The organism is Burkholderia ambifaria AMMD (assembly GCF_000203915.1).
In the GTDB taxonomy this organism is placed as follows: domain Bacteria; phylum Pseudomonadota; class Gammaproteobacteria; order Burkholderiales; family Burkholderiaceae; genus Burkholderia; species Burkholderia ambifaria.
On record NC_008391.1, the window covers coordinates 252936 to 278766 of the forward strand.

22 protein-coding genes and 1 pseudogene are annotated in these 25831 nt (G+C 64.4%); 15 read left to right on the forward strand and 8 right to left on the reverse strand.

Translation table 11 applies throughout. The features are described 5' to 3' along the window. Positions 1-71: 71 nt before the first annotated feature. Positions 72-1046: a LysR family transcriptional regulator gene (locus BAMB_RS17420; RefSeq protein ID WP_041491429.1), complete on the reverse strand. Its 975-nt coding sequence runs from the start codon at positions 1044-1046 to the stop codon at positions 72-74. A 156-nt stretch (positions 1047-1202) separates the two neighbouring features. Here BAMB_RS17420 and aspA point away from each other — a divergent pair, with 156 nt between their 5' ends. After that, positions 1203-2609 (forward strand): aspartate ammonia-lyase, encoded by a 1407-nt coding sequence (aspA, locus tag BAMB_RS17425; RefSeq protein WP_011658482.1) that lies wholly within the window; start codon positions 1203-1205, stop codon positions 2607-2609. A 103-nt stretch (positions 2610-2712) separates the two neighbouring features. Further along, the gene (locus tag BAMB_RS17430) at positions 2713-4206 is read left to right on the forward strand and encodes an amino acid permease (protein WP_011658483.1); all 1494 of its coding nucleotides are present in this window, start codon (positions 2713-2715) and stop codon (positions 4204-4206) included. 43 nt (positions 4207-4249) lie between these two features. Here the strand turns inward: BAMB_RS17430 and BAMB_RS17435 are convergent, their stop codons facing one another. Further along, on the reverse strand, positions 4250-4939 hold the full coding sequence (locus BAMB_RS17435) for an alpha/beta hydrolase (protein ID WP_041491430.1): 690 nt from the start codon (positions 4937-4939) through the stop codon (positions 4250-4252). A 264-nt stretch (positions 4940-5203) separates the two neighbouring features. Between BAMB_RS17435 and BAMB_RS17440 the strand changes: the two genes are divergently transcribed. The 7 genes and pseudogenes from BAMB_RS17440 to BAMB_RS17470 all read left to right on the forward strand — a co-directional run bounded on the left by BAMB_RS17440 (position 5204) and on the right by BAMB_RS17470 (position 11395). Further along, entirely contained in the window at positions 5204-5446 is a 243-nt protein-coding gene (locus BAMB_RS17440) for an antitoxin (RefSeq protein ID WP_011658485.1), read from the forward strand. Then, positions 5443-5850 (forward strand): type II toxin-antitoxin system VapC family toxin, encoded by a 408-nt coding sequence (locus BAMB_RS17445; RefSeq protein ID WP_011658486.1) that lies wholly within the window; start codon positions 5443-5445, stop codon positions 5848-5850. Before BAMB_RS17440 ends, BAMB_RS17445 begins: the two co-directional genes overlap by 4 nt. 449 nt (positions 5851-6299) lie before the next feature. Then, positions 6300-8690: an MCP four helix bundle domain-containing protein gene (locus BAMB_RS17450; protein ID WP_011658487.1), complete on the forward strand. Its 2391-nt coding sequence runs from the start codon at positions 6300-6302 to the stop codon at positions 8688-8690. A gap of 2 nt (positions 8691-8692) precedes the next feature. Beyond that, positions 8693-9433: a methyl-accepting chemotaxis protein gene (locus tag BAMB_RS17455; RefSeq protein ID WP_011658488.1), complete on the forward strand. Its 741-nt coding sequence runs from the start codon at positions 8693-8695 to the stop codon at positions 9431-9433. Then, positions 9430-10014 (forward strand): hypothetical protein, encoded by a 585-nt coding sequence (locus BAMB_RS17460; protein WP_011658489.1) that lies wholly within the window; start codon positions 9430-9432, stop codon positions 10012-10014. Before BAMB_RS17455 ends, BAMB_RS17460 begins: the two co-directional genes overlap by 4 nt. 22 nt (positions 10015-10036) lie before the next feature. Then, positions 10037-10994, forward strand: a pseudogene (locus BAMB_RS17465) (chemotaxis protein CheX). A gap of 35 nt (positions 10995-11029) precedes the next feature. Then, on the forward strand, positions 11030-11395 hold the full coding sequence (locus tag BAMB_RS17470) for a response regulator (RefSeq protein ID WP_006759394.1): 366 nt from the start codon (positions 11030-11032) through the stop codon (positions 11393-11395). 226 nt (positions 11396-11621) lie between these two features. Here BAMB_RS17470 and BAMB_RS17475 read toward each other — a convergent pair whose 3' ends face one another. The 6 genes from BAMB_RS17475 to BAMB_RS17500 are packed head-to-tail and all read right to left on the reverse strand — an operon-like array spanning position 11622 to position 17654. Further along, positions 11622-12725 (reverse strand): type VI secretion system protein TssA, encoded by a 1104-nt coding sequence (locus BAMB_RS17475; protein WP_011658491.1) that lies wholly within the window; start codon positions 12723-12725, stop codon positions 11622-11624. Beyond that, complete coding sequence (tssG, locus tag BAMB_RS17480; protein ID WP_011658492.1) at positions 12722-13795, reverse strand: type VI secretion system baseplate subunit TssG; 1074 nt, start codon at positions 13793-13795, stop codon at positions 12722-12724. The genes BAMB_RS17475 and tssG overlap by 4 nt, the downstream gene beginning before the upstream one ends. After that, positions 13795-15684: a type VI secretion system baseplate subunit TssF gene (tssF, locus tag BAMB_RS17485; RefSeq protein ID WP_011658493.1), complete on the reverse strand. Its 1890-nt coding sequence runs from the start codon at positions 15682-15684 to the stop codon at positions 13795-13797. Before tssF ends, tssG begins: the two co-directional genes overlap by 1 nt. A gap of 32 nt (positions 15685-15716) precedes the next feature. Next, positions 15717-16274 carry a type VI secretion system baseplate subunit TssE gene (gene tssE / locus BAMB_RS17490; protein WP_011658494.1) on the reverse strand — a complete coding sequence of 186 codons (558 nt, stop codon included), beginning with the start codon at positions 16272-16274 and terminating at the stop codon, positions 15717-15719. Continuing rightward, the gene (locus tag BAMB_RS17495; RefSeq protein WP_011658495.1) at positions 16267-17118 is read right to left on the reverse strand and encodes a type VI secretion system accessory protein TagJ; all 852 of its coding nucleotides are present in this window, start codon (positions 17116-17118) and stop codon (positions 16267-16269) included. Before BAMB_RS17495 ends, tssE begins: the two co-directional genes overlap by 8 nt. Then, complete coding sequence (locus BAMB_RS17500) at positions 17115-17654, reverse strand: TagK domain-containing protein (protein WP_227739368.1); 540 nt, start codon at positions 17652-17654, stop codon at positions 17115-17117. Before BAMB_RS17500 ends, BAMB_RS17495 begins: the two co-directional genes overlap by 4 nt. A 664-nt stretch (positions 17655-18318) precedes the next feature. On the opposite strand from BAMB_RS17500, the gene tssH reads away from it, so the two are divergent. The 6 genes from tssH to tssK all read left to right on the forward strand — a co-directional run bounded on the left by tssH (position 18319) and on the right by tssK (position 25660). Next, entirely contained in the window at positions 18319-21012 is a 2694-nt protein-coding gene (gene tssH / locus BAMB_RS17505; protein WP_011658497.1) for a type VI secretion system ATPase TssH, read from the forward strand. 38 nt (positions 21013-21050) lie between these two features. Beyond that, complete coding sequence (gene tssB / locus BAMB_RS17510; RefSeq protein ID WP_011658498.1) at positions 21051-21593, forward strand: type VI secretion system contractile sheath small subunit; 543 nt, start codon at positions 21051-21053, stop codon at positions 21591-21593. Positions 21594-21620: 27 nt separating this feature from the next. Then, positions 21621-23114, forward strand: a complete 1494-nt coding sequence (gene tssC, locus BAMB_RS17515) for a type VI secretion system contractile sheath large subunit (RefSeq protein WP_011658499.1) — start codon at positions 21621-21623, stop codon at positions 23112-23114. Between the two features lie 92 nt (positions 23115-23206). Beyond that, positions 23207-23692: an Hcp family type VI secretion system effector gene (locus tag BAMB_RS17520; protein ID WP_011658500.1), complete on the forward strand. Its 486-nt coding sequence runs from the start codon at positions 23207-23209 to the stop codon at positions 23690-23692. Between the two features lie 86 nt (positions 23693-23778). Then, positions 23779-24285 carry a type VI secretion system lipoprotein TssJ gene (gene tssJ, locus BAMB_RS17525; protein ID WP_011658501.1) on the forward strand — a complete coding sequence of 169 codons (507 nt, stop codon included), beginning with the start codon at positions 23779-23781 and terminating at the stop codon, positions 24283-24285. A 31-nt stretch (positions 24286-24316) separates the two neighbouring features. Then, positions 24317-25660 (forward strand): type VI secretion system baseplate subunit TssK, encoded by a 1344-nt coding sequence (gene tssK, locus BAMB_RS17530; RefSeq protein ID WP_011658502.1) that lies wholly within the window; start codon positions 24317-24319, stop codon positions 25658-25660. Positions 25661-25831 lie beyond the last annotated feature (171 nt).

Below are 25831 nucleotides of genomic sequence, written 5' to 3' on the forward strand. Positions count from 1 at the left end.
GAGGCCGCATGCGTGCGATGCGTGTTGCCTCCGCGCCGGCCTGCTGACCGGCGCGGCCGCGGGTCGCCACACTAAGCGCCCGCGTCGCGAATCTTCATCAGTTCGACTTCCGACAGCTCGCCGATATGCGCGAGCTGGTCCGCGAGAAAGTCCTTCAGCACGCGCAGCTTCGCCGAGCTGCGCCGGTTCGCCAGATACGCGATGTAGATGTGCTCGCCCGTCAGCTTGTTGTGCAGCCGATAGCGCGGCAGCACGGCTTCGAGCCGGCCGCTCGCGAGCAGGTCGCGCACCAGCCAGATTTCGAACTCGGCGATGCCGAGCCCCGCGCAGGTCGCCTCCAGCAGCAGCTCCGAATGATCGGTGACGAGGTTGCCGGCCGGCAGCACGCTGTGCCGCGCGTCGCCGCGCACGAGTTCCCAGCGCGGATCGCCTTCGGGATGCACGTAGCGCAGGCAGTTGTGATGCAGCAGGTCGTCGGGCGTCGCGGGCCGCCCGCAGCGGTCGAGATAGCCGGGCGTCGCGCACAGGATGCTGTCGTTGCGCGACAGGCGGTGGACGACCAGGTTGTCCAGATAGTTCTCGCCTTCGTGGATGTCGAGATCGTAACCGCCGGCCACGAGGTCGTTGTGGTTGTCGGTGAGCCGCACGTCGAGCTGGATCGTCGGGTAACGCGCGAGAAACGGCGCGATGAGCGGCGCGAGATGGCGGCGGCCGAACGCGACCGGCGCGGTGAGCTTCAGCGGGCCGCTCGGCTGCGCATTGAGCTCGGCGACGACGCGCAGCGTGTCGTCGAGATCGGCGATCAGCGTGACCGCGCGTTCCAGATAGATATGGCCGGCTTCGGTCAGCGTCACGCTGTGCGTCGAGCGATGTAGCAGCGCGACGCCCAACGCCTCTTCGATCGCCGTGATCTTGCGCGCGACGGTGGACGTCGACACGTGCATCTCCTTCGCGACCGCGGAAAAACTCCCCATTTCGACCACACGCACGAACGCGCGCATCGCGCCCAGGTGATCGAGGCCGGTGTCTCTCGCCATGGCTTTCATTCGTCTCTCATTGTTGCGTCCCACGCAAAACCGCTTTCGATAATACATAAGCGAGCTTCTTTATGCAAAGGCATAGAATGCGATCCCGTCGTCCCGGGAAGCGGCGAGCGCAGCCGGTTTCCGATGGCGGCACGGGACAATTCTGGAGGGGACACCATGACGGCAAACGGCTTTCGCGTCGAAGCAGATCTTTTAGGGAAACGAAGCATTCCGAACGAGGTGTACTACGGCGTCCACACGCTGCGCGCCAAGGAGAACTTCGACATTTCGGGGCGCACGATCGCGTCGCTGCCGTACTTCGTCATGGCGCTCGCGGCCGTGAAGGAAGCCGCCGCCGACGCGAACTGCGAGCTCGGGCTGCTGCCAGCCGCGTATCGCGACGCGATCACCGCGGCGTGCGTCGAGATCCGCGAAGGCCGGCTGCACGACCAGTTCGTGGTCGACATCATCCAGGGCGGCGCCGGCACGTCGACCAACATGAACGCGAACGAGGTGATCTGCAATCGCGCGCTCGAAATCATGGGGCATGCGCGCGGTCAGTACGAATACCTGCATCCGAACGAGCACGTCAATCTCGCGCAGAGCACCAACGACGTCTATCCGACCGCGATCCGGGTCGCGACCTGCTTCGCGGTCGAGCATCTGCTCGAGGCGATGGCGCGCCTGCGCGATGCGTTCGCGGAGAAGGCCGACGCGTTCTCGGATCTCCTGAAGCTCGGCCGCACGCAGTTGCAGGACGCCGTGCCGATGACGCTCGGCCAGGAGTTCTCGACCTACGCGGTGATGGTGACGGAAGACATCGCGCGCCTGCAGGAAGCCGGCTGGCTGATGCGCGAAATCAATCTCGGCGCGACCGCGATCGGCACCGGCATCACCGCGCATCCGCAGTACGCGGAGAAGGCGCTGGCCGCGCTGCGCCGTATCACCGGCCTGGACCTCAGCACCGCGCCGAACCTGATCGAAGCGACGCAGGACTGCGGCGCGTTCGTGCAGATTTCCGGCGTGCTCAAGCGCATCGCGGTCAAGCTGTCGAAAATCTGCAACGACCTGCGGCTGCTGTCGAGCGGCCCGCGCGCCGGATTCGGCGAGATCAACCTGCCGCCGGTGCAGGCCGGCTCGTCGATCATGCCGGGCAAGGTGAACCCGGTGATTCCGGAGGTCGTGAACCAGGTCGCGTTCGAAGTGTTCGGCAACGACCTGACGGTGACCTTCGCCGCCGAGGCCGGCCAGCTTCAGCTCAACGCGTTCGAGCCGGTGATCGCGAGCGCGCTGTTCCGCAGCTTCAGCCACCTGACGGCCGCCTGCACGACGCTCGCGGGCCGCTGCGTGAGCGGGATCACCGCGAACCCCGAGCGGCTGCGCGACACGATGGAGCGGTCCGTCGCGCTCGCGACCGCGCTGAACCCGTACATCGGCTACAAGCGCGCGACCGCCGTGGCCGCCGAAGCGCATGCGAGCGGCAAGTCGATCCGCGAAGTCGTGCTCGAACGCGCGCTGATGACCGCCGCGCAACTGGACGAAGCGCTGCAGCCCGAAGCGCTGATCCGTCCGCGCGCGTACTGATTCCGGCCGCGCGGCGCCGGCGCATGCCGCCGCCGGCCCGCGCGCGCCCGTTACCGCAGCGTCCCGTCGACGGGCGCCACACATCAAGAAACGGAGACACACCATGAAGCACGTCAGCGAGCGCCCGGCCGACACGGCCGGCGGCGCGGATCCCCGTCATGCCGAGCGCGATGCGATGTTCGCGTCGCACGAAGCCGGCTATGCGAAACAGTTGAAGCCGCGCCACGTGCAGATGATCGCGATGGGCGGTGCGATCGGCACCGGCCTCTTTCTCGGCGCGGGCGGCCGCCTGCAGAGCGCGGGACCCGCGCTGGCGGTCGTGTATCTCGTGTGCGGCGTATTCGCATTCCTGATCATGCGCGCGCTCGGCGAGCTGGTGATGCACCGGCCGACCAGCGGCGCGTTCGTGTCGTACGCACGGGAGTTCATGGGCGAGCGCGCGTCGTTCGTCGCGGGCTGGATGTACTACCTGAACTGGGCGACCACCGGCATCGTCGACATCACCGCGGTCGCGATCTACATGAAGTACTGGGCCGCGTTCTCGGACGTGCCGCAGTGGGTGTTCGCGCTCGGCGCGCTCGGCATCGTGTCGGTGATGAACATGATCGGCGTGAAGGTGTTCGGCGAGATGGAGTTCTGGTTCTCGATCGTGAAGGTGGGCACGCTCGCGCTGTTCCTCGGGGTCGGCGCCGTGTTCCTCGCGAGCGGCCATCCGGTCGCCGGCCAGATGCCGGGGCTGCACCTGATCGCGGATCACGGCGGGATCTTTCCGCACGGCATCCTGCCGGCGGTGCTGATCGTGCAGGGCGTCGTGTTCGCGTATGCGAGCATCGAGCTCGTCGGCGTCGCGGCGGGCGAGACCGCCGATGCGCGCAAGGTGCTGCCGAAGGCGATCAACAGCGTGATGTGGCGCATCGCGCTGTTCTACGTGGGCTCGGTCGTGCTGCTGACGATGCTGCTGCCGTGGACCGCGTACAGCGCGCACGAAAGCCCGTTCGTGACGTTCTTCAGCAAGCTCGGCGTGCCGTACGTCGGCACGGTGATGAACGTCGTGGTGCTGACCGCCGCGCTGTCGAGCCTGAACTCCGGCCTCTATTCGACCGGGCGCGTGCTGCGTTCGCTCGCGATGGGCGGCTCGGCGCCGCGCTTCGTGTCGCGGATGAACGCGCGCGGCGTGCCGTACGGCGGGATCCTCGTCACGGTCGCGGTCAACGCGATCGGCGTGCCGCTGAACTACATCGTGCCGGCGCAGGCATTCGAGATCGTGCTGAACATGGCGTCGCTCGGGATCATCACGACCTGGGGCTTCATCGTGATGTGCCAGATCCTGTTCCGCCGCGCGGTCAATCGCGGCGAGTTGAGCCCCGTGTCGTTCCGGATGCCTGGCGCACCGTTCACGTCGTGGCTCACGCTCGGGTTTCTCGTCAGCGTGCTGGTGTTGATGGCGTTCGATTACCCGGGCGGCACGTGGACCGTCGGGATGATTCCGGTGGTCGTGCTCGCGCTGGTGATCGGCTGGAAGCTCGCGAAGCGCGGTACCGCGCGACAGCAGGCAAGCGCCGCGCCGGCCATCGCCGATCCGGCCAGCAACGTCTGACGATGTCTGATGATGCGCACGGGCGGGTCGACCGCCCGTGCGCTCAGTTCAATCCGACGCGTGCGCCGACCCAGCGGCTGAAGTCGCCGGCCATCGGCGCGGTGAGTTCGTGGCCGGTGTCGTAGAGGCGCGTGTCGTGCGCGACGCCGAGCGCCGTCAGCTTTGCGTCGGCCGTATTGGCCCACGCGAGCGGCAGCTTGTCGTCGAAGCGGCCGTGCATCACCAGCGCGTGCAGTCGGCTCAATGCGTCGCGCGACGCGATCAGCGGATCGATCTCGGGCAGGATGCGCCCGCACAGCACCGCGAATGCGGTGACGTCGGCCGGCGACGTGAGCGCGACGCTCGCGCTCATGATGCCGCCCTGGCTGAACCCGGCGATCACGGCGGGCAAGTCGGGAGCGTCGGTGGCGGCGTCCGGCGCGCACAACGCACGCAGCAGCGCGATCAGCTGCACGCGGCTCGCCTCCGCGCGGGCCGCATCGATTTCCGGGCCGTTCGGGCCGAAGCGCACTGGAAACCATGCATACTGGTTGGGGCCGAATGTCAGCGGGCCGCGCACGAAGGCGATTTCGATACGCGGATCGATCGTGTCGGCCAGGTTCAGCAGGTTGGTTTCATTGCCGCCGACGCCGTGCAGCAGCAACAGGCGGCCCGCGGGGCGGCCGGCGGCCGGGCGCAGCCGGTACTGGAGGCCGGATTCGGCGTCGGTGGTCAGCGGCAGGACGTCGGTCATCGCGTGGGTCCGGTAGGGGGAATGAACCGACAGTCTAGAACGCGCGGACGGCAAGGTGAATCGCCGGATGGCGATTGATTGTTTCCTGTCTTGAATGAATGCGGGGCCCGCGGTGTCGGATATTGGGGGCAGCTACTTGTGTCATGGACGAGGAAATTTGCCGGGTAAGCGACTGGTTAGGGTCAATATGCCGGCCGGGTGACTCGTCATCGCAACCCATAGTTGATAAAATAGATACGTTTTGTAGATACATGGGGTTGGGAGATGGAGACTGCCAAGATTTTCAAGCATGGTGGATCGCAGGCCGTCCGCTTGCCGAAGGATTTCCGCTTCGATACCACGGAGGTCCGGATTCGTCGGCACGGCGCGTCTGTCATTCTCGAACCGGTGCCGCAAGACTGGGCATGGCTGACACCGTTGATCGGCCCGGTTGACGCCGATTTTGAGGCCGCCGCGGCAACCGAGCCTGCCGCTCAAGAGCGTCCGGGGCTGGACGTGTTTGAATGAAGTTTCTGCTGGATACCCATGCGGTAATCGCCATTCTGAAAGGCGAACAGGCCATGCTGGCCCGATTGCGTAGACATCAACCTGCGGATTTCGGAATTCCCGCGATCGTCGCGCATGAACTCTATTACGGGGCGTACAAGAGTCAGAGAGCGGCAGCGAATCTGGCACGCGTCGAGGGGCTTCAGTTCGAGGTCGTGTCGTTCGATGCGGAAGATGCGCAGCATGCCGGTGAAATCGGTGCGCAACTGGCCGCGGTGGGAACACCGATCGGGCCATACGATGCATTGATCGCAGGACAGGCGCGAGCGCGACGCCTGGTGCTTGTCACGCACAACACGCGCGAGTTTGAGCGGGTCCCGGAACTGCAGGTCGAGGATTGGCTCGCGGCGGCGCGCGAAAACTGACCGCAGTGCAAGTCATGTGGCAATCGGCGCGGATCCGTGAGCGGCGATGACCGGGCCGGTGAGACGTCGCGCGTCATTGAATTCGCTATCGTGCGTAAAAGATTGCATGAGGGCTGCATGACCGATCCGCTTCGCAAGATAATGCGCAAACGTTTTACCGGTATTCGACCGGATTGAATTGCCGGATCGTGAATAGAAGAATAAATATCCGGATTCGTTTGTTGTACGCTGCCGGGCAGCCCAGGCGGGCCAGACAGGCTGGAGATTAACGGCCGATCCAGGAAAAACTTTAGGATTTTCCTGCCGCAATTAACCATTGCGATTTCCTCAATGACCGATTGATTTTCAGTCATCGGACAGTCATACACCATCCCCGATAATTCGGCGCTCATATTCTTTCAATAGACCAAAGGGCGATCGAGGCCGGATCGCTGCGGGGAGCTGTACTCATGACCATCCGTCATCGCATTACGCTGCTAGTCGTCCTGACGTTTTTCGCGCTGTCCGCGATCGGCGTGTACGCCGTGTACCAGACGCGCAAGAGCGCGTCCGAGGTGCGTCAGGTTACCCAGGGAATCGTGCCGAGCGCGCTCGCGTCGGCGGATCTCGTCGCCGACGTGAAGAACATCCAGATCGCGACGATGACGCTGGTATACGCGCCCGACGCGAACACCGCCGCGCAGGCGCGCGACGAGCTGAAGGCAAAACAGGCCGCACTGCGCGCGGCGCTCGACGCGCAGGCGAAGTCGGCGGTCGGGCAGGCGCAGCAAGGCCTCGTCGCGCAGGCGAAGGACAGCGCCACGAACTACTTCGCGGCGATCGACGATACCGTGAAGATGAAGGCCGACGGCAAGCCGGAGATGGCCCAGGCGTACCTGTTCGCGAACGTCGCGCAGTATCGCGACGAGCTCGAAAGCATCGTCGACACGCTGCGCGTCGAGAAGAACCGCCAGAAGGACGATGCGATTCGCGCGCTGAACGGCATGCTGTCGACCACGGCGACCGCGATCGCGGCGGTCGCGGGCACGGTCGTCGTGCTGCTGACCGCGCTCGGCTTCGTGCTGTACCGCCAGATCGCGCGCCCGCTGATCGGGATGCAGACGGCGATGAGCGAGATCGCGACGAGCCAGGACTTCACGCGCCGCGTGCCGGTGGGCCGGATGGACGAGATCGGCCATTCGATCGTCGCGTTCAACGGGATGATCGAGAAGATCCAGGAGAACGCCGCGCAACTGAAGCAGAAGACGGCCGACATCCAGGCAATGCTGCAGAACATGCAGCAAGGGATCCTGACCGTCGTCGAAGGCGGCGTCGTGCATGCCGAGTATTCGGCGTACCTCGAGACCATCTTCGAGACGAGCGACATCGCCGGACGCGACCTGATGGCGCTCGTGTTCGACGCTTCGAGCATCGGCGCCGATGCGCGCTCGCAGGTCGAGGCGGCCGTGCACGCGTGTCTCGGCGAGGACAGCATGAACTTCGCGTTCAACGAGCACCTGCTCGTCAACGAAGTCGCGAAGCGGATGCCGGACGGCCGCGAGAAGTGGCTCGACCTGAGCTGGTCGGCGATCACCGACGAGACCGACACGGTCGTGCGGCTGATGCTGTGCGTGCGCGACGTGACCGAGATCCGTGAGCTGACCGCGCAGGCCGGCGAGCAGCAACGCCGCCTCGAGATGATCGGCGAGATCCTGTCGATCAGCCAGGACAAGTTCCATGACTTCGTGCACAGCGCGAAGGGCTTCCTCAGCGAGAACGAGCGAATGATTCGCCAGCACGAACGCGCGGATCACTCGATCGTCGCGGCGCTGTTCCGCAACATGCACACGATCAAGGGCAATGCGCGCACCTACAGTCTTCAGCACCTGACCAACATCGTGCATGAAGCGGAGCAGGCATACGAATCGCTGCGCCGCGCGGACAGCGGCCCCGAGTGGAACCGCGATGCGCTGATGGACGACCTGGCTCGCGTGCGCGAGGCGGTCGACCACTACGCGACGATCAACGCGGTCACGCTCGGCCGCCACGGCGAGCCGACGGGGCCCGGCGGCGGCGGCTACCTGATGGTCGAGCGCGCGCATATCCGCGAGAGCCTGCGCATGCTCGATGGCGCCGATCCGGCGAACGCGGGCGACTGGCTCGCGGCGCGCGATTCGGTGCGCCGCCTGTTGAGCCAGTTCGGCACGCAGGGCATCGGCGACGCGCTGGGCGGCGTGATCGAATCGCTGCCGTCGCTCGCGGCCGAACTCGGCAAGCCGGCGCCCGTCGTGCATATCGACAGCAACGGCCATCGCGTGCGCAGCGAGATCGGCGCGACGCTGAAGAACGTGTTCATGCACCTGCTGCGCAACGCGATCGACCACGGGATCGAAACGTCCGACGAGCGTCGCGCGGCCGGCAAGGCGCCGGCCGGCAAGATCGACATCGCGGTCGACGTCGAGGACGGCGCGCTGCGTTTCGTGCTCGGCGACGACGGCCGCGGCCTCGCGCTCGACCGGATTCGCGGGATCGCGCGCGAACGCGGGTGGATCGACGCCGGCAACGAAGCCGCGCTGACCGAAGAAGCGGTGGCCGAACTGATCTTCCGTCCGGGCTTCTCGACCGCGCGTGCCGTGACCGAAGTGTCCGGGCGCGGCGTCGGGATGGACGCGGTGCGCAACTTCCTGAAGCGCGACGGCGGCGACATTGCGCTGCGCTTCACCGACGATCGTGTCGGCTCGCCGTATCGCGCGTTCGAGACGATCGTGTCGCTGCCGGCGCGCTTCGCGGCGGACGGCGCCGCACACCACGCCGAGCCGCATGCGCGCGCCGGCATCGCGAACGTCGACGTGGCGGAGTGATCGTGCAAGCGTGGATGATCCCGATCGGCGCCGCGCTGGCGGGCGGCCTGGTGGTCGCGGCAATCGCCGCGATCGTGTGTCGCGTCATGCGAGCGCGGCTCGTTGCCGCGTTCACGCGTGAAGCGGATGCGTTGCGCGATGCGCTCGGCGCGGCCGACGCGCGTGCCGACGCAGCCGTCGCCGCGCAGACGGAAGCGGCGCAGGCGTGGACGCGCCGCGAAGCGGAACTCGAGGAAACGCTCGCCCGCGACGCGGCGGGCGCCGGCGAGCAGCGCGATGCGCTGCAGGCGCTCGCGGCCGAGCGCGCGGCACTGGCGCAGCAGGCGACGAAGCTCGCCGACGAAGCGGCGCGGCTGCGCGGGCTGGCCGGCACGTTCGAGCGCTGGCACGAGCAGATGATCTCGCTGACCACGCAGAACCAGGACATGCGCGCGAAGAACCAGGAACTGTCGGCGATCGTCGCGCACGTGTCGATCGTGTCGCTGAACGCGTCGATCGAGGCTGCGCGCGCGGGCGCGGCCGGACGCGGCTTCTCGATCGTCGCGAGCGAGGTGCGCGGGCTCGCCGCGCGCTCGCAGCAACTGTCGAACAGCTATCGCGACAGCTTGAACCGCAACGATCTCGTGACGGCCGCGACGTTCCAGGACATTCAGGCCGGCGGCAAGATGATCACGGCCGCGCTGGCGACGCTCGAGACGCTCGCCGGGCAACTGCATGCGCGGCTCGAAGGAGCGGCGGCGTGATCAGCGCGCAGGCCCGGGCCGGTTTCGAGCGGATCTTCTTCGATGCCGCGCGCACGCGGCTCGCGTCCTGCGGCGCCTGCGAGATCCGGCCGGCCGCGGGCGATACGCACGACGCGTCGCACGATCCGTCGCGCATGAAGTCGCGCATGACGCCGACGGTGTCCGAGCACGTCGTTGTCCTGACGATCTCGGCGCTGCATTTCAGGCTGCTGCTCGCGCTGCGCTTTCGCGACGATGCGCCGACGCGCCGTCATTTCGCCGCAGCCGCGTCTGGTGCGAGCGCGCAGCGGCCGCTGCCCGAAGCGTTCATGGAAGTCGCGAACCTGTGTTGCGGCGCGCTCAACCAGGCGCTGACCGCGCCGTTCCCTGATCTCGGGATGTCGACGCCTTACCTGCTGAGCGGCGCGAGCATCGACTACCTGCCGGCGCTGCATCCCGATCACGTGGCCGCGTACGACGTGACGCTCGACGGCGACGTGCGGATCGGCGCGACGCTGTGCGTGTGCGCGAACGCGCCGGTCGATTTCCACGTGCCGGAAGGGGCGAGCGTGGACACGGGCGGCGAGCTCGAACTCTTTTGACCGATTCAGAGGGCTTCACGAGATGACCGTAGACCAACCCGTCAGCAAGGTGCTCGTGCTCGACGACAGCCCCGCGCATGCGGCCACGATCAAGCGCTTCTGCGACGCACAACCTCGTCGGCCTGACCGTGCGGCGCAACCGGTTGCTGAAGGTGCTGCGCTCGAACATCGATCTCGGCGCGATCCTGCTCGCCGAGGACTACGGCGGTTCGCCGGCCGAGAGCGCGATCGTCGCGACGCAGATCGACGCGTTGCGGCCCGAGCTGCCGATCATCCTGCGCCGTGCGTCGGACGCGTCGCGCGACGGGCTGCCCGAAGCGCTCGCGCGTGTCGCGTGCGCCGCCTACGTCGCGGACGACATGACGCCGCTCGCGCGCGCGATCGGCGAATACCTGTTCGGCCGCGACTATCCGAACGCGCTCGTGCGCGGTATCTCGGAGATCACCGAGGCGCGACTCGACAGTCTGTTCCCGGGCATGACGATCGAGCGCGACACGCCGTGCATCGTGCGCGACCAGATCATCTTCGGCGAAGTGTTCAGCCTGATCGCGCTCGAAAGCGCGTGGTGCCGCGGCTACATGCTGCTGCAGACGAGCGAGCAGCCGCTGCTCGACATGATCGGCGGTACGCGCGACGACGGCCGCGCGCCCGATTTCCGCGACGTGAACAGCCTGCTCGGCGAGCTGACCAACCTCGTGTGGGGAGCGTTCAAGAACCGCTATCTCGGCGACGCGGAGGCGCTCGCGCGCCATCCGGTGCAGGTGCCGCTCGTCGTCAATCACAAGCAGAAGTTCATTTCGTTCGGCGGCGACTGTCCGCAGCTCTGTTTCAAGTACCGGATGACCGACCGCGCATCGGGGCGGTCGGTGCAGCTCGATCAGCGTTTCGTGTTCAGCCTGAGCTGGTCGCGGGAGGATTTTCGCGAATCGGTGCAGGACGTGGGGCCGATGGTCGAATCGGGCGAACTCGAACTGTTTTGAATGTTGAAGTAGTCACAACGAAAGGGGAGCACGGCATGGCAAAGATTCTGGTGGTCGATGATTCGGGCACGGTGCGCGATGAAGTCGCGGGTTTCCTGCGCAATCACGGGCTCGACGTCGCGACGGCGGTGGACGGCAAGGACGGGCTCGCGAAGCTCAAGGCGACGCCCGGCGTGCGCCTAGTGATCAGCGACGTGAACATGCCGAACATGGACGGCCTGACGATGGTCGAGAAGATCCGCGGCGAACTGGCGAACGCGTCGGTCAACATCGTGATGCTGACGACCGAAAGCAGCCCGGCGATGAAGGAGCGCGGCAAGGCGGCCGGCGTGAAGGGCTGGATCGTGAAGCCGTTCAAGGGCGATGCGGTGCTCGACGCGCTGAAGAAGCTCGCGGGCTGAAGCGCGGCCGGAGAGTGCGGCGACTATGAGGTTGTATCGAGAGAATCGTCAGGGCCGGTGTACATTCGATGAATTGTATTTACATCGTGTCTTTCGCGCGTGCCGGCCAAGACGAGTCGGACGTTGTTGGGTGCCGAGGCATAGGTACGAATCGAGTTCGTATTACCGGGCAAGGGCTGCGCACCTGTGTATCCACACGTGCCAGGCCGCAAGATGTCCATTGCTATCAACCACTCTCGGTTTCTTCCCACTGCGCGAGAAGCTCGGCAGGAATTGCCGTGACGACCTCGGCGTAAGGCTTGCCGACGAACTGCTCCGCACGTTTGAGCAACACAGGAATCGGGCTGCTGGGTTCGTGGGTCTCGAACCACGTTCGCGCCGTACGAATCAGAGCGAGCGCGGCCTGACGGTCCGTCGGTGCGGATCCCGGTGGGGCCGTCATGCGCTCGGTGGCGCTAACCGGTCCGTCATTCGGCGGTTCGAGCGGCGCTGACGCATCACGGCCTGATGATTCGCTGGCGGCGGATGGGGGATCATAGGATTCTTCCAACTGCTCGATCGCGTTCGCCGACGCGGGCGCCTTCAACCTGCCGAGGAGCCGCGTGAGCGACGACAGTTCCGGCAGGTAGCCGTCGAGATGCACGGCGCACCATGCATCGATTGCAGCGAGATGCGTAATCGCATCGTCGAAACCTGCCATCACTTCGGGCTGTTGCGCGCGCACATCCTGCAACTGCTGCGTAACGGACTCGGGCGCGAGAGCATCGGCGGGGCGGGGGTGCGCAAACGCACGCTCGACATCGCGCACCTGCAGTCGCGCGAGCGTCGACTTCGAAAGCACGATCTCGCGCACGTCGGCGAGCAGTCCGGCCGGATCGGCAAGCGCCTGTATCGCATTCATCCGCATTTCACGTGCGGCGTCGCGCCCACCGTCGACATCGGGCTGTGGATGCACCTGTTCGGCAAACGCATCGAGCCAGGCGGCCAGCAATCCTGTGCCATCTGCAAGACCTGCGGCACCGGCGAGCCGCGTGCGGCTTCGCGTGTACAACACAGCGACTCGAATATCCTTCGTGCGGAGCATGAGCCGCTGGCAGTCGCGTTCGATCTCGCTCCAGTTGACCGGATCGGGGGCACCGACGAATGCGCCGTACTGCACGTCCTGCCTGGGCGCCGCACTCGTGAACAGCACCACGAAATCGTGGTCATATTCGAGGTCGGGGCCGCAGGGCATGGCGTTGCTCACGGGCGCGAGCCAGTCGTGATGCGGGGTGTCCTTCGCGGTAGCTTTACCGGATATGGACTGTCGGGGTGACGGCTTTTTGCTCATGGTCGATTGTCGGATTCAGTCGTGTGCTGTTCGAAATGTCGCACGTAACGCTCGGGCTCGAACCGCATGCCGGTAATCGGCCGGTCGGGGTTCGGACGGCCCAGCCATCCGGACCACCCCATGCGCTGCCGGCCGCCCATGACGGCTGGTGGCGCACTTTCGGGTTTGATGCGCAGTTCCAGCTCCCATTCCAGTTCATAGCCAACGAACGCACGTACCCATTCGACGAGACGCGGCAGATCCTGGCCCTGTGGCGTGAAGCGCAGATATGCGTCGAGATCGACCGGGCCGATCACGATGCGGAATCGGTGCTGACGGTCCGGCGCAACGCGCCCGAGCATTGCCGCCTGCCCCATCGTCGCGGCCGGACCAGGGCGCCCCATGCGTCCTTGATCGATTGGATCGATAGCGATCCAGTGGAACACGTTCTCCTCGATCGCTATCGGCACGCCGAAGTAGTGATCGAGTGTGGCGCGAAGTCCATCCGAGTTGCGCGATTCGCGTACGAGATGGGCTGATGCGGCAAGTCGCGCGTGGGACGGCAGGGGGCGCCGGCCGATTTCGGCGGTATCGAGGCCCGTGAGGCTCGCGATGTAAAACGAAAACTGCTCGTCGTCTTTCCGGTCGAGGCCGGCCGTCGACTGTGCCGATGCCCATGCGCGATAGAACAGCGTCAGGAACCGGTGATGGAAGATGTCGAGGAAGTCGACCGTCGTCGTGTCGCGACGGCCCTCTTCGCGTTCGCGTGCCCATTCGGTTACATGGATTGGCAATGGCCCGTTCGGCCCGAGCATGCCGAGACCGAAGAGCCGCACCTTGAGTCGTCCCGCCGCTTCCTGGACGCTGGCGATTTCGCGCGGCGCGAAGGCGAGACTGGGTTGCTGACCGAGGCGGAACGGCTCCGCCTGCGGCCGGCGCGCGGTACCGACCCGATCGACGGTGGGGTTCGCACCGACGCGTCGCAACAGCGACAGGAACCCGAAGCGCCACGGCTCCATTTGAAGACTTTCCAGCAGGTCGGGCGAGAGTGTGCTGTCGCGCACGAGCGCCGGCAGGGTGGCACGTTTCATCACAGCACTCCGCGTGTCCCGGTGCGCACGGGCCAGCGTGCGATACGGCCGCGCTGCATCGAATGCAATTCGGTCTGCGTGAAGCTGTTGATCGACACGTGCCGTGCCAGCCAGTGCTCGAGAATCGTACCGAATAGATAGGGGCTGACGCCGGAGAAGCCTGCCTCGTCGACTGTCACTGCACACTCGATGCCACGCCCGAACGTCATCGGACCCGTGCCCGGCAGCTTGCGTGTTACCGGGCGAGTGTTGACGCCGACGAGGCTTTCGACTTGCCGCGAATGTTCGTTGTTGTCGTTCGAAAGGTATAGGCGCAGCAGGTCGCGTAGTCCCTGACCGCCGTCACGGTGATCGAGACCTTCGAGCGGCAGGTAGTTGAAGTTGAGCTGGCGGATCAGGCGCCATGCCATCTCTCGCTCCGCATACGGGGCTTTGGGCGGACTCGGCGGGCGAATGAGACCGATGCTTTCGACGGGTGCGGACTCCTCCATTGCCAAGTCACGCACGCCGTCGCGCGGCACGAGCGTGGCGAGATCCCGGTTCGTCAGCAGCGCATCGACTGACAGGAAACGGATGTCTTCACCGTAGGGAGCCTCGTTCTGGTCAACCAGCGAGAGAAACACTTCGGTGCCGACATAAGGAGTTCGCGTGCCGTAACGGCGAGCCGAATCGGACGCGAGCCGCCGTTCGCGCCGTGTCGAGAAGTACCGCCCGTGGTTACCTTCGTCGTTGTTCAGCGTTTGATACAGCGGACGGAATTCCAGTTCGTCCGAGGTCGCTGCGACCTGCCCGTACACCGTCTCTACCGAAAACACTTCATAGTCCAGCGGTGCGAGTCGCGCGGGTACCAGATGAAATTCGGTCTCGCGGGGAGAAATCTCGATGCGATCCGTGTGCCGTTTGAAGAGGTTGATGACGGGCGTGCAGAACAGCGCGAAGCGCGACGCGTCGACAAGGTTCGCGAGCTGGCCGGGCGCCCGGTCGAGCAGCACGACGATTTCGACCTCGCGACCGTTCACGCGGGACAGGCCTTCGGCAAGGCCGTTGAGTGCGAAGAACCAGAACCTTGCCGGGCACGCGAAGTATTCGTGCAGCAGGTTGTGTCCGTGGAACTTCGTCCAGGTGAGTGGCAGCAAGTTCTGATCGGTGCCCAAGCCCTCGTGTTCGACCGCACCGTGAATCACGGCGGCGGGAGAGCGGCCCGGTACGCCGAATTCTCCGGGCGCGGCAATCACGGATGCGACGCCGGCGACGTGCAGCAGCTCAAACAGGTGCGAGGCGACCTGTTCGTCACCGGCCAGATACACGGGCAACCGGTCGAGCCCCTTCAGATCGGCGATGCGCACGTCGCCGGTCGTCGCCAGCCGCAGCCGCAATGCACCGCGCACCTGTCGGTCGGGCGGAACATGGCGGTCGAGCGCCGGAATGTCAGGCGGAATACCCGTCAGCCGTGCATCGGTGATCGTGAGCGGCCAGAGCGTGACGTCCTGTCCGCTCGTAAACTGGCAAGCGGTTTTTTCGCCATCCGGAACCCGCGCCTTGAACGACGTGCCGCGCGCGATACGATAGCCGGCGGCCAGATTGCCTTCGGCCTGACCGGGATACAGGCGCGCGACCGCGATCGACGGCGTGGGCGCGACGTAATTCGGGTAGATCACTTCCAGCAGCCGCCCCGTGAAGCGTGGAAACTCGGCATCGAGCTTGAGCTGCAGGCGCGCGGCCATGAAGCAGAACGACTCGATCAGGCGTTCGACGTAGGGGTCCGCCACTTCACCGGCCTGCATGCCGAGCCGGCGCGCGATTTTCGGGTGCGCCTGTGCGAACTCGGTGGCGAGCTCGCGCATGTAGATGAGTTCCTGGTTGTAATAGTCGAGTAGTCGCGGGTCCATCGGAAAGGTCTCGTTTTGTCGTTATGCCGTGCCTACCCGGAGCGCATGCCGGTGATCTGGATTTCGCTCGTCTCGAGATCGAGCGAGCTCTGCACCATGAATTCGAGCGGATATGGGTCCATGTGAACCAGGCCGCGCACCTCGAACGCGAGCACATTGTGATGGCCGCTGGCGTCGTCGCCGTGACGGGGCGACACCGCCAGCGAACCGGGGATCAGCCGCGGTTCGAAATCGGTGATGGCCTGCCGGATCATCCGCTCGATGTCGTTCCACTGGCGCGACGCGAGAAAGGTGCCCGCGAGCGGCGGCACGCCGAAATTGACGGTCGATGCGGCCGCCTGTGGGTGGCGTTCGCGCTCGATCCGATCTTCAATGCTTGTCGTGTTGAGCAGATAGGCGAGATCGCGCTGGACGATGTCGCGCATCTGCTTGCGTGTGACGGCATATTCCTCGGGTGCCTCGATGAGCCGATGCGGTGCGTCGTCCCGTAGCCGGTCGAGCAGGGTCGGCATCAGATGCGCGTTTGCCCGCCGCGGCGGGCGCGCGACGAGCGAGTTGCCCCGCGTGAGAGGTCGCTTGTGCTCAGTCATCGACCGGCTCTCCGGTGGTGGCGCCGTCCGCAACACGCGAGCCGAACTGCGCGTGGGCCAGTTCGAATAGACCGAAATCGCCCCGATCCGTTGTCCAGGTTTTTTGTCCGTGCGCGATGACGGCGGTACGTCCAGCCTCATGCCAGGCCGTTTCGCGCCCCAGACGCAGTGCATCGGTCGCGGCCTCCGAGCCGGGGTAGCGGGCAGGCATGAAGCCGTGCACGGTACTGCCGTCGGTCAGTGTCAGCACACACGACGCCCAGACGAGATCGATGAGGTTCGCAGGCGGGGCCATGCGCCACGCGGCGAGATCGGCGAACGGTACCCAGCGGTAGTGTCCGGCCGTCATGACTTCGCACACCGGTCCGAAACGCGAATCGCTGTCGGCGATCCAGCTCGCGCCCCCCCGGGGCGTGTGCGCTGCGATGAGCGGCGCCGCGTCGAGTGCTTTTTCTCGCGCTTCGTCGGCGTGTCCGCGTTGCCCGTCGCGAGCAAGTCGCAGTGCGAATGCCAGTTCCATGACCCACGGAGCCGGTTCGAGGACGAACCCAGGGCGTTCGAATCCCGCGACAACCTTCTGTCGCCAGCGCTCGGCCCGGACCAGGTCACGATAAACCTGGGCGGCCTGCGTTTGTTGCGGCTCAAGCTTTGCCCACGTCTGCAGTTGAATCACGGCGCGTGCCCAGTCGCCTGTTACGCACAGCCACTGGAACAGCGCCCACCGATGGGCGGCGAAGGTCGGCTGCGCACGAATATGCGACTCGATCCGCTCGATCTGCGCGGCGATCGGCACATCGTCACGGCCGTGGCCAGACGGTTCTTCGGCTGCAAATGGCATCTTCATGCGTCGTCCTTGCATACAAGCGCGGCGGCCAGCGGGCTATCGACCGACAGCATGTGATGCTCGCGCCGGGTGAGCGTAGGCGGCAGCGCTGATGCGCGGTGGGCTTCGGCCGCATGGAATTCGGGGGGCGCAAACAGGCGCAGGACTTCCGGCACGGGTTCGATCTCCAACTCGGGAGTGAAACCAGTGTCCAGGTGGCCGAACGCGTCCTCGAGGCTGCGTTTGCCTGACAGCATCACTTCGATCGAACCGAAGGCGGCTGCGTTTGCCGGTGTTGGCCGGACATCGTGCGAATCGGGTGTAACTGACGCAACAGGTGTCTCAGGCGAATCCAGCTGTTCGCCCCATGAGCCGGGAAGAGCGGTGTGCGGGTCCGTCAACGCACCCCAGTATTGCGCATGAAGCGTTTCGACGAGGTCGTCGGTGTGATCAGGAAACGGCATCGTCTGCAACCCGGTGCCGCGCATTCCACGAGCGGCATTCGCAGTCCCGCCGTGGCTGCCGATCAGATCGAGGATCGACTGATTGCCGCCCACGCGATCTGATGATTCGAACAGGATAGGGGCCGCGCTGTCCCCCTGTTGCGCGGGACCGCACGGCTCGTGACGTAGTTCGGGCTCGGTAAGCGAGGTGTCGGGTTGGCGGTGCCACGGCAAGCGGAATGAGCGCATGGAAGAGGCAGGGATGACGGAATGCGCATTTTACCCACGGGAGTATGTAATTCGTCCATTTGAAATGGGGTATCGCCATTTGAAAATATTATTGAGATTAAATCTCGAAATAATCAATTAATTGGAGTGGCGTGGCTGTAGTAATTTATGGATATCAAGATATTGGCTTGTCAATGTGGGAAATTGTTAAAAATTTGTTCGCATCTACGGCGTAATTGATCAATTGCAACAAAGGCTTGCGTATCGTGCTTGCGCGTCGTAATGTTTGCGTAATACGTACGGTTGCGCAACGCAGTTGGTAATTGCTGGGTTATTGGTTAGAGCGAGGTGGCAAGGCGTTATTCGGTGCGGATTTTCTCATTCGCATGGGTTGACGGCGCCGCAAATTACTTGAAATAATGCGCGACCCGAGAGGATTTCACTTTCTTAATGTATGAAATGCGGCAGTAGTACAATGCCGGCTGAATAGGATTCCTGATCGCTACGGCCAGAGCCAGGAACATACCGAATAAACAACAAGAAGGTTCGCATGACGATTTCACGCCAGGCTCTGTTCGGCAAGCTCGGGGTTCAGCTCTACCGCAGCATCGAATCGGCGACACAGTTCTGCAAGTTGCGCGGCAATCCGTACGTGGAGCTCATTCACTGGTTGCATCAGCTCCTGCAGCAACCCGATAGCGACCTGCATCGCATCCTGCGGCACGCGGGCATCGAGCGCGACGTGCTCGATCGCGACTTCGCGCGGGCGTTGGCGGTGCTGCCGGCCGGTGCCAGTTCAATCAGCGACTTTTCCTGGCACATCGAGACAGCGATCGAACGCGCGTGGGTTCTCGCGACGCTAAGTCATGGCGATCGCCGTGTGCGCGGCGCGTGGCTCGTTGCTGCGCTTGTCTCGACGCCCGAGTTGAGGCGTGTTCTGCTGTCGATCTCTCCCGCGTTCGGCAAGATCCCTGTCGACGGGCTGGGCGATGAGCTGCCGGCATGGATCGACGGATCGCCTGAAGCCGCCGATGCGCCGTACGACCACAGCGACCTTTCGGCGGCAACACCGGGCGAGGCGTCCGGCGCGATTCCAGTCGCATCGAAGCGTGGTTCGCTCGACCAGTATTGCGCTGACCTGACAGCGCTCGCTCGCATGGGCGAGATCGATCCGGTCATCGGCCGCGAACTCGAGATTCGCACGATGATCGACGTGCTGCTGCGCCGTCGGCAGAACAACCCGTTGGTGACGGGTGAGGCCGGTGTTGGCAAGACGGCCGTCGTGGAAGGGTTGGCGCGCGCGATCGCATCGGGCAATGTGCCGCCGAAGCTTGCCGATGTGCGGCTGCTGTCGCTCGACGTCGGCGCATTGCTCGCCGGCGCGAGCATGAAGGGGGAGTTCGAAGCGCGTCTGAAAGGGCTGCTCGAAGCCGCTGGAAAATCGCCGACGCCGGTGATCCTCTTCATCGACGAGATTCACACCCTGATCGGCGCGGGCGGCCAGGCGGGCACGGGCGATGCCGCCAATCTGCTGAAACCCGCGCTTGCGCGGGGGACGATCCGTACGATCGGCGCGACGACCTGGGCCGAGTACAAGCGTCACATCGAGAAGGATCCGGCGCTCACGCGACGCTTCCAGGTGCTGCAGATCGCCGAGCCGTCCGAGGCTGCTGCCATCGATATGGTGCGCGGGCTTGTGCAAACGTTTTCTCGACATCACGGCGTCGTGGTGCTCGACGAAGCGATCCGTGCGGCGGTGACGCTGTCACACCGGTATATCCCATCGCGTCAGTTGCCGGACAAGGCCATCAGCCTGCTCGACACCGCCTGTGCACGTGTGGCGCTGTCGCAGCATGCCACGCCGCGTGAACTGGACGACGTGCGTCAGCGTCTTGCGGCCGCGCGTGCCGAGGAGGCGTTGCTCGTGCAGGAAGCCCGTATCGGCCTGGATACCGACAGGGCGTTGACGGGCGTGCGAGCGCGCATCGATACATTGGGGGCCGAAGCGGCTGCGGTCGAGCATCGCTGGCGCGCTCAGGCCGCCGCCGCGCAGGCGTTGCTGGCCGCGCGCGAGGCCATTGGACCCGACGACGGCAAAACCCCGCGGGACGAGGTGGCGGCGCTTCCGAAGCTGCGCGAACTCGAACACGCGCTCGTTGCGCTGCAAGGCGATGCGCCGCTCGTATTCCCCGAGGTCGACGAGGCGATCGTCGCGGAAATCGTATCCGATTGGACCGGCATCCCTGTTGGCCGGATGGTGACTGATGAGGTCGCCGCGGTGCGCAAGTTGCCCGAGACGCTCGAGGCACGCGTGATTGGCCAGACCAACGCGCTACGTCAAATTGGCGAACGTGTGCAGACCGCACGCGCAGGCCTCACGGACCCGAGGAAACCGGTCGGCGTGTTCCTGCTCGCCGGTCCGTCGGGCGTCGGCAAGACTGAAACCGCGCTGGCGCTGGCCGAAGCGCTGTACGGCGGTGAACAGAACCTGATCACGATCAACATGAGCGAGTATCAGGAGGCACACACCGTTTCGGGCCTGAAAGGGGCTCCGCCGGGGTATGTCGGCTACGGCGAGGGCGGGGTGCTGACCGAGGCGGTGCGCCGCCGTCCGTATTCGGTCGTACTGCTCGACGAGATCGAGAAGGCCCACCGCGACGTGCACGAGATGTTCTTCCAGGTATTCGACAAGGGCTACATGGAGGACGGCGACGGCCGCTACATTGATTTCCGCAATACGACGATCCTGCTCACGAGCAACGTCGGTTCCGAACTGAGTACGAGTCTCTGCGCCGATCCGTCGCTCGCGCCGAATCAGGATGGCCTGCGGGAAGCACTGACGCCCGAACTACTCAAGGTTTTCCCGGCGGCATTCCTCGGGCGCGTGACCGTCGTGCCCTACCGGCCACTTGCCGACAGCGTACTCGCCAGCATCGTCCGCCTGTATCTGGAGCGCATCGTCAAGCGTATGGCCGACGGCCACGGCATCGCGCTGACGTATGACGACGCGGTCGTCAATTACATCATCGGCCGCTGTCTCGTGCAGGAGACCGGTGCGCGCGTGCTGATCGGATTTATCGAGCAGCACGTATTGCCGCGACTGTCCGCACTATGGCTCGACGCCTTCGCTTCGAAACGGACACTGTCGCACATCGTGATCGGCGTGGCGGATCCGTCCTGCATGCCGGCGCAGGCACTCTCGTTTGACGCGATCGCCTTCCATTCAGACGAGCCGGTTCTCTGAGCTCGCCGCCCAACCACCACCGTTCAGGAGCCTCATTTATGTCCGCTTCCAGCAGTTCGCAGAAATTCATTGCGCGCAACCGTGCGCCGCGTGTGCAGATCGAGTACGACGTCGAGGTCTACGGCTCGGAGAAGAAAGTCGAGCTGCCGTTCGTGATGGGGGTGCTCGCCGATCTGTCGGGGAAGCATCCGGTCGAGCCGCTACCGGCGGTGTCGGACCGGCGCTTCCTCGAGATCGACATCGACAATTTCGATGAGCGCATGAAGGCGATCCGGCCGCGCGTCGCGTTCGCCGTATCGAATACGCTGACGGGCGACGGCCAGATGATGGTCGACATGACCTTCGAGAGCATGGAGGACTTTTCACCGGCTGCGATTGCCCGCAAGGTCGAGCCGCTGCGCCAACTGCTGGAAGCGCGTACGCAACTCGCCAATCTGCAGACCTACATGGATGGCAAGTCGGGTGCAGAGGCGCTCGTCACGCAGTTGCTGCATGACCCGGCGCTGCTCAAATCGCTGGCTGCCGCGCCGAAGCCCGAGCGGCAAGCGGACGAAACTGCCGATCAAGACGACACGAACTGACCGACGAACCGATAAAGGATGAGCATCATGGCGAAACAGGAAGTACGGCCCGCAGTTGCGCAGACGGCCACCCCGTCCGATTTCACTCAACTGCTGGAACGCGAGTTCCGTCCCAAGACCGACGACGCGCGCGAAGCCGTTGAACTGGCCGTTCAGACGCTCGCCGAGCAGGCGCTGGCACAAACGGCGACCATCAGTGACGACGCCTACAAGAGCATCGCGGCGATCATTGCGCAGATTGATCACAAGCTCTCCGAGCAGATCAACCTGATCCTGCATCACGCGGATTACCAGGCGCTCGAATCCGCTTGGCGCGGCTTGAATCACCTCGTGTCGAACACCGAAACCGATGAACACCTGAAGATCCGCTTCATGGATGTCTCGAAGGCCGAACTGCATCGTACGATGCGTCGCTACAAGGGCCTTGCCTGGGATCAGAGCCCGCTCTTCAAGCAGATCTACGAACAGGAGTATGGCCAGCTCGGTGGCGAACCGTACGGGTGCCTCGTTGCAGACTACTACTTCGACCATACGCCGCCGGATGTCGATCTGCTCGGCTCGATCGCGAAGGTCTCGGCTGCTGCGCACACACCGTTTATCACCGGTGCAGCACCGTCGGTGCTGCAGATGGAATCGTGGCAGGAGCTGGCGAATCCGCGCGACCTGACGAAGATCTTCACGCAGAATCTCGAATACACCGCGTGGAACTCGATGCGCAGCACCGAGGACGCGCGCTACGTAGGGCTCGCGATGCCGCGATTCCTCGCGCGCCTGCCATATGGCGCGAAGACCAATCCGGTCGACGAATTCGATTTCGAGGAAGACACGAACGGTTCGGACCATGGCCGCTATGGCTGGGCGAACGCGGCGTACGCGATGGGCGTCAACGTCAACCGCTCGTTCAAGCAGTACGGCTGGTGTTCGCTGATTCGCGGCGTCGAGTCGGGTGGCACGGTCGAGAACCTGCCGACCCACACCTTCCCGACCGACGATGGCGGCGTCGACATGAAGTGCCCGACCGAAATCGCGATCTCGGACCGCCGCGAGGCCGAACTGTCGAAGAACGGCTTCATTCCGCTCGTGCACCGCAAGAACACCGATCACGCGACCTTCATCGGCGCGCAGTCGCTGCAGAAGCCTGCCGAGTATCACGATCCCGATGCGACGGCCAACGCGAACCTGTCCGCACGCCTGCCGTACCTGTTCGCGTGCTCACGCTTCGCGCATTACCTGAAGTGCATCGTGCGCGACAAGATCGGCGCGTTCAAGGAACGCGAAGACATGCAGCGGTGGCTGAACGAATGGATCATGCATTACGTCGATGCCGATCCGACCAACTCGTCGCAGGAGACGAAGGCACGCCGGCCGCTTGCGGCCGCTGAAGTGGTCGTCGAGGAGGTCGAAGGTAATCCCGGCTACTACAACTCGAAATTCTTCCTGCGCCCGCACTTCCAGCTCGAGGGGCTGACCGTCTCGCTGCGGCTCGTGACGAAGCTGCCGTCGATCAAGGAAGCGGCTTAACCATCCGATAGATCCCGCAGGGTCGGACATCGAATTGCTTCGGTGGACGATGATGCCAATTTTCCAATCATTTAATAGAAGGAGTACTACGCATGGCACAAGATATTTTCCTGAAGATCGACGGCATCAACGGCGAGTCGCTTGACGAAAAGCACAAGGACGAAATCGAGGTTCTGACCTGGGAGTGGGACATCCAGCAGGAATCGACGATGCACGCCGGCAGCGGCGGCGGTGCCGGCAAGGCGACCGTCAAGGATCTGACGTTCGAACACAACATCGACCGCGCGAGCCCGAACCTGATGAAGTACGCGCTCACGGGCAAGCACATCGACCAGGCAACGCTGGTCATGCGCAAGGCCGGCGGCAACCCGCTTGAATACCTGAAGCTCACGATGAGCGACGTGATCGTCACGCGCGTGAAGCCGTCGGGCAGCAAGAACGATGCGGAAAAGAGCCGCGAATCGGTGTCGCTGTCGTTCGCGAAGGTCAAGCAGGAATACGTCGTGCAGAACGCGCAGGGCGGCAGTGGTGGCGCCGTGACCGCGAGCTTCGACATCAAGGGCAACAAGGAAGCGTAATCGCGTGGATTCCTCGCGACCGGCGCAGGCGCATCGCCTCCGCCGGTCGCCGGGCGTCCCGCACAGTGAATAAGGTTCATAGCCGCATGCGTTCGATACCGACCGTCGCCACGCTCGCCTGCGCGCTCGCGCTTTCCGCCTGTGCGAGCAGTGGCGAACCGAAGCCGAAGGAGCCGATCCGGCTCGACATGCGCGTGAACGCGCGGCCCGACGTCAATCCGGACGACCGGGGATGGGCTGCGCCGATCGTCGTGCGCATTTACGAACTGAAGAACGACGGCGCCTTCAACGCGGCCGACTTCTTCACGCTGCAGACCCGGGACAAAACGGCGTTGGCCGACGACGTTGTGAAACGCGACGAGCTGCAGTTGCGCCCCGGTGAGCACCAGACGCTCGTTCGCCGGCCCGATCCGGTCACGACCACCATCGGCGTGATCGCGGCTTATCGTGATTTGCCGAACGCGGTTTGGCGCGCGGTCTACACGATGCCGGCCGCACCGGACAAGGCGTGGTACCGCTTGTTCACGTCGAAGCTGAAACTGACCATCGATCTCGAGGCCAAGGCCGTCAAGATCACGGAAGCCAAGAAATGAAACACGTCGCGCAACAAAACGGACGGCCCGCATGAGCTGGTACGCCAAGGTCGCCTGGCAGGAGGGGCTGTTCTTCCGTCCGCAGCTGTTCCAACAGCAGGATCGCTATTTCGAGAAATACGCGCATCAGCGCGCGGCGCCGCTGTCGCCGTTCTTTTTCGGTTTCACGCACTTCGCGCTCGACCACGAGGCGCTTGCGCTCGGCAAGGTGGTTGTCAAGGCGGCCGCGGGCGTGTTTGCCGACGGCACGCCGTTCGATGCGCCGGGCAACACGCCGTTGCCGCCGCCGCTGACGATCCGGCCCGAACATCTGGACCAGGTGATCTATCTGGCCGTACCCGTCCGGTTGCCGAATTGTGAGGAGACCACCTTCGACGAAACCCCGGATTCGCTCGCACGCTATCAGGTGTTCGACACCGAATTGCGTGACACGAATTCGATGGGTCTTGCCCCCGAATCGGTGCAGTTGTCGAACCTGCGCGTGCGTCTGCTGCCGGAAAAGGAGCTGGGCGATGCCTGGATCGGTCTCGCGCTCACGCGTGTGACGACGATTCGCGCGGATGGCAGCATCGCGCTCGACGACACGCTCGTGCCGCCGGTATCCGGTTACGGCGCAAGCGACCTGCTGACAAGCTGGGTCACGAAAATTCATGATCTCGCGCGCCTGCGCGCGAATGCGCTTGCGCAGCGGCTCGCCGGTACCGACGACACGACCGCAAGCGCGGCGACAGTTACCGATTACCTGCTGCTGCAGATCCTGAACCGCTACGAGCCGCTTCTGCAGCATCTGCTGCGTGTGCCGGCGACGTCGCCGGCTGACGTGTATGCGCTGCTGATCGGCATGGCGGGGGAGTTGTCGACGCATTTGCGCACCAACACGCGCCGGCCACTCGATACGCACCCGCCGTATCAGCATACGACGCCGCACGTGTGCCTGAAGCCGGTCGTCGACGACACGCATCGCCTGCTCAACGCCGTGCTGGTGCGCAGCGCGCAGAGCATCGTGCTCGAGGATCGCGGTCACGGCATGCGTAACGCGGTGGTCGATCCGGTCGATATGCAAGGGTTCGCCGCACTGGTGCTGGCCGTGCATGCGGCGATGCCGCAGGATGTACTGCAACAGCAGTTTCTTGCGCAGGCGAAGGCGGGGCCTTCGGACAAGCTGCCTAGCCTGGTGCGCAGTCACTTGCCGGGCATCGGCCTGCAGGCGCTGCCGGTGCCGCCGCGGCAGATTCCGTTCAACGCGGGCTACATCTATTACGAGCTGACCCAGGGTGGACTGCTTTGGGAGGAAGTCGTGCGGCATGGTGGCATCGCATTGCATGTGTCGGGAGAGTTCCCGTCATTGAGGCTTGAGTTATGGGGCGTGCGCTGAACAATGCGGCAATTATGAAGGCGTTAGATAGCGCAGCACATAAAACAGTGGGTTTTACTGATTCTAATTTTGAAAATGAAAAAATCAACTGAAGAACAGCTATCCGAAATATTTCACGGTCTTGTCGCCATCGTTGGCACATTGATTGTGGCGGCAATTATTTTTATTGTC

Excerpts from the sequence above, each read along its gene's own strand:
- tssF (WP_011658493.1), bottom strand. The coding sequence starts at position 15,684 with ATGGACCCGCGACTACTCGACTATTACAACCAGGAACTCATCTACATG.
- tssH (WP_011658497.1), top strand. The coding sequence starts at position 18,319 with ATGACGATTTCACGCCAGGCTCTGTTCGGCAAGCTCGGGGTTCAGCTC.
- BAMB_RS17445 (WP_011658486.1), top strand. The coding sequence starts at position 5,443 with ATGAAGTTTCTGCTGGATACCCATGCGGTAATCGCCATTCTGAAAGGC.
- BAMB_RS17475 (WP_011658491.1), bottom strand. The coding sequence starts at position 12,725 with ATGAGCAAAAAGCCGTCACCCCGACAGTCCATATCCGGTAAAGCTACC.
- tssE (WP_011658494.1), bottom strand. The coding sequence starts at position 16,274 with ATGACTGAGCACAAGCGACCTCTCACGCGGGGCAACTCGCTCGTCGCG.
- tssK (WP_011658502.1), top strand. The coding sequence starts at position 24,317 with ATGAGCTGGTACGCCAAGGTCGCCTGGCAGGAGGGGCTGTTCTTCCGT.
- BAMB_RS17520 (WP_011658500.1), top strand. The coding sequence starts at position 23,207 with ATGGCACAAGATATTTTCCTGAAGATCGACGGCATCAACGGCGAGTCG.
- BAMB_RS17450 (WP_011658487.1), top strand. The coding sequence starts at position 6,300 with ATGACCATCCGTCATCGCATTACGCTGCTAGTCGTCCTGACGTTTTTC.
- aspA (WP_011658482.1), top strand. The coding sequence starts at position 1,203 with ATGACGGCAAACGGCTTTCGCGTCGAAGCAGATCTTTTAGGGAAACGA.
- tssB (WP_011658498.1), top strand. The coding sequence starts at position 21,051 with ATGTCCGCTTCCAGCAGTTCGCAGAAATTCATTGCGCGCAACCGTGCG.
- BAMB_RS17420 (WP_041491429.1), bottom strand. The coding sequence starts at position 1,046 with ATGAAAGCCATGGCGAGAGACACCGGCCTCGATCACCTGGGCGCGATG.
- BAMB_RS17435 (WP_041491430.1), bottom strand. The coding sequence starts at position 4,939 with ATGACCGACGTCCTGCCGCTGACCACCGACGCCGAATCCGGCCTCCAG.
- BAMB_RS17430 (WP_011658483.1), top strand. The coding sequence starts at position 2,713 with ATGAAGCACGTCAGCGAGCGCCCGGCCGACACGGCCGGCGGCGCGGAT.
- tssJ (WP_011658501.1), top strand. The coding sequence starts at position 23,779 with ATGCGTTCGATACCGACCGTCGCCACGCTCGCCTGCGCGCTCGCGCTT.
- tssC (WP_011658499.1), top strand. The coding sequence starts at position 21,621 with ATGGCGAAACAGGAAGTACGGCCCGCAGTTGCGCAGACGGCCACCCCG.
- BAMB_RS17440 (WP_011658485.1), top strand. The coding sequence starts at position 5,204 with ATGGAGACTGCCAAGATTTTCAAGCATGGTGGATCGCAGGCCGTCCGC.
- tssG (WP_011658492.1), bottom strand. The coding sequence starts at position 13,795 with ATGAAACGTGCCACCCTGCCGGCGCTCGTGCGCGACAGCACACTCTCG.
- BAMB_RS17495 (WP_011658495.1), bottom strand. The coding sequence starts at position 17,118 with ATGAAGATGCCATTTGCAGCCGAAGAACCGTCTGGCCACGGCCGTGAC.
- BAMB_RS17470 (WP_006759394.1), top strand. The coding sequence starts at position 11,030 with ATGGCAAAGATTCTGGTGGTCGATGATTCGGGCACGGTGCGCGATGAA.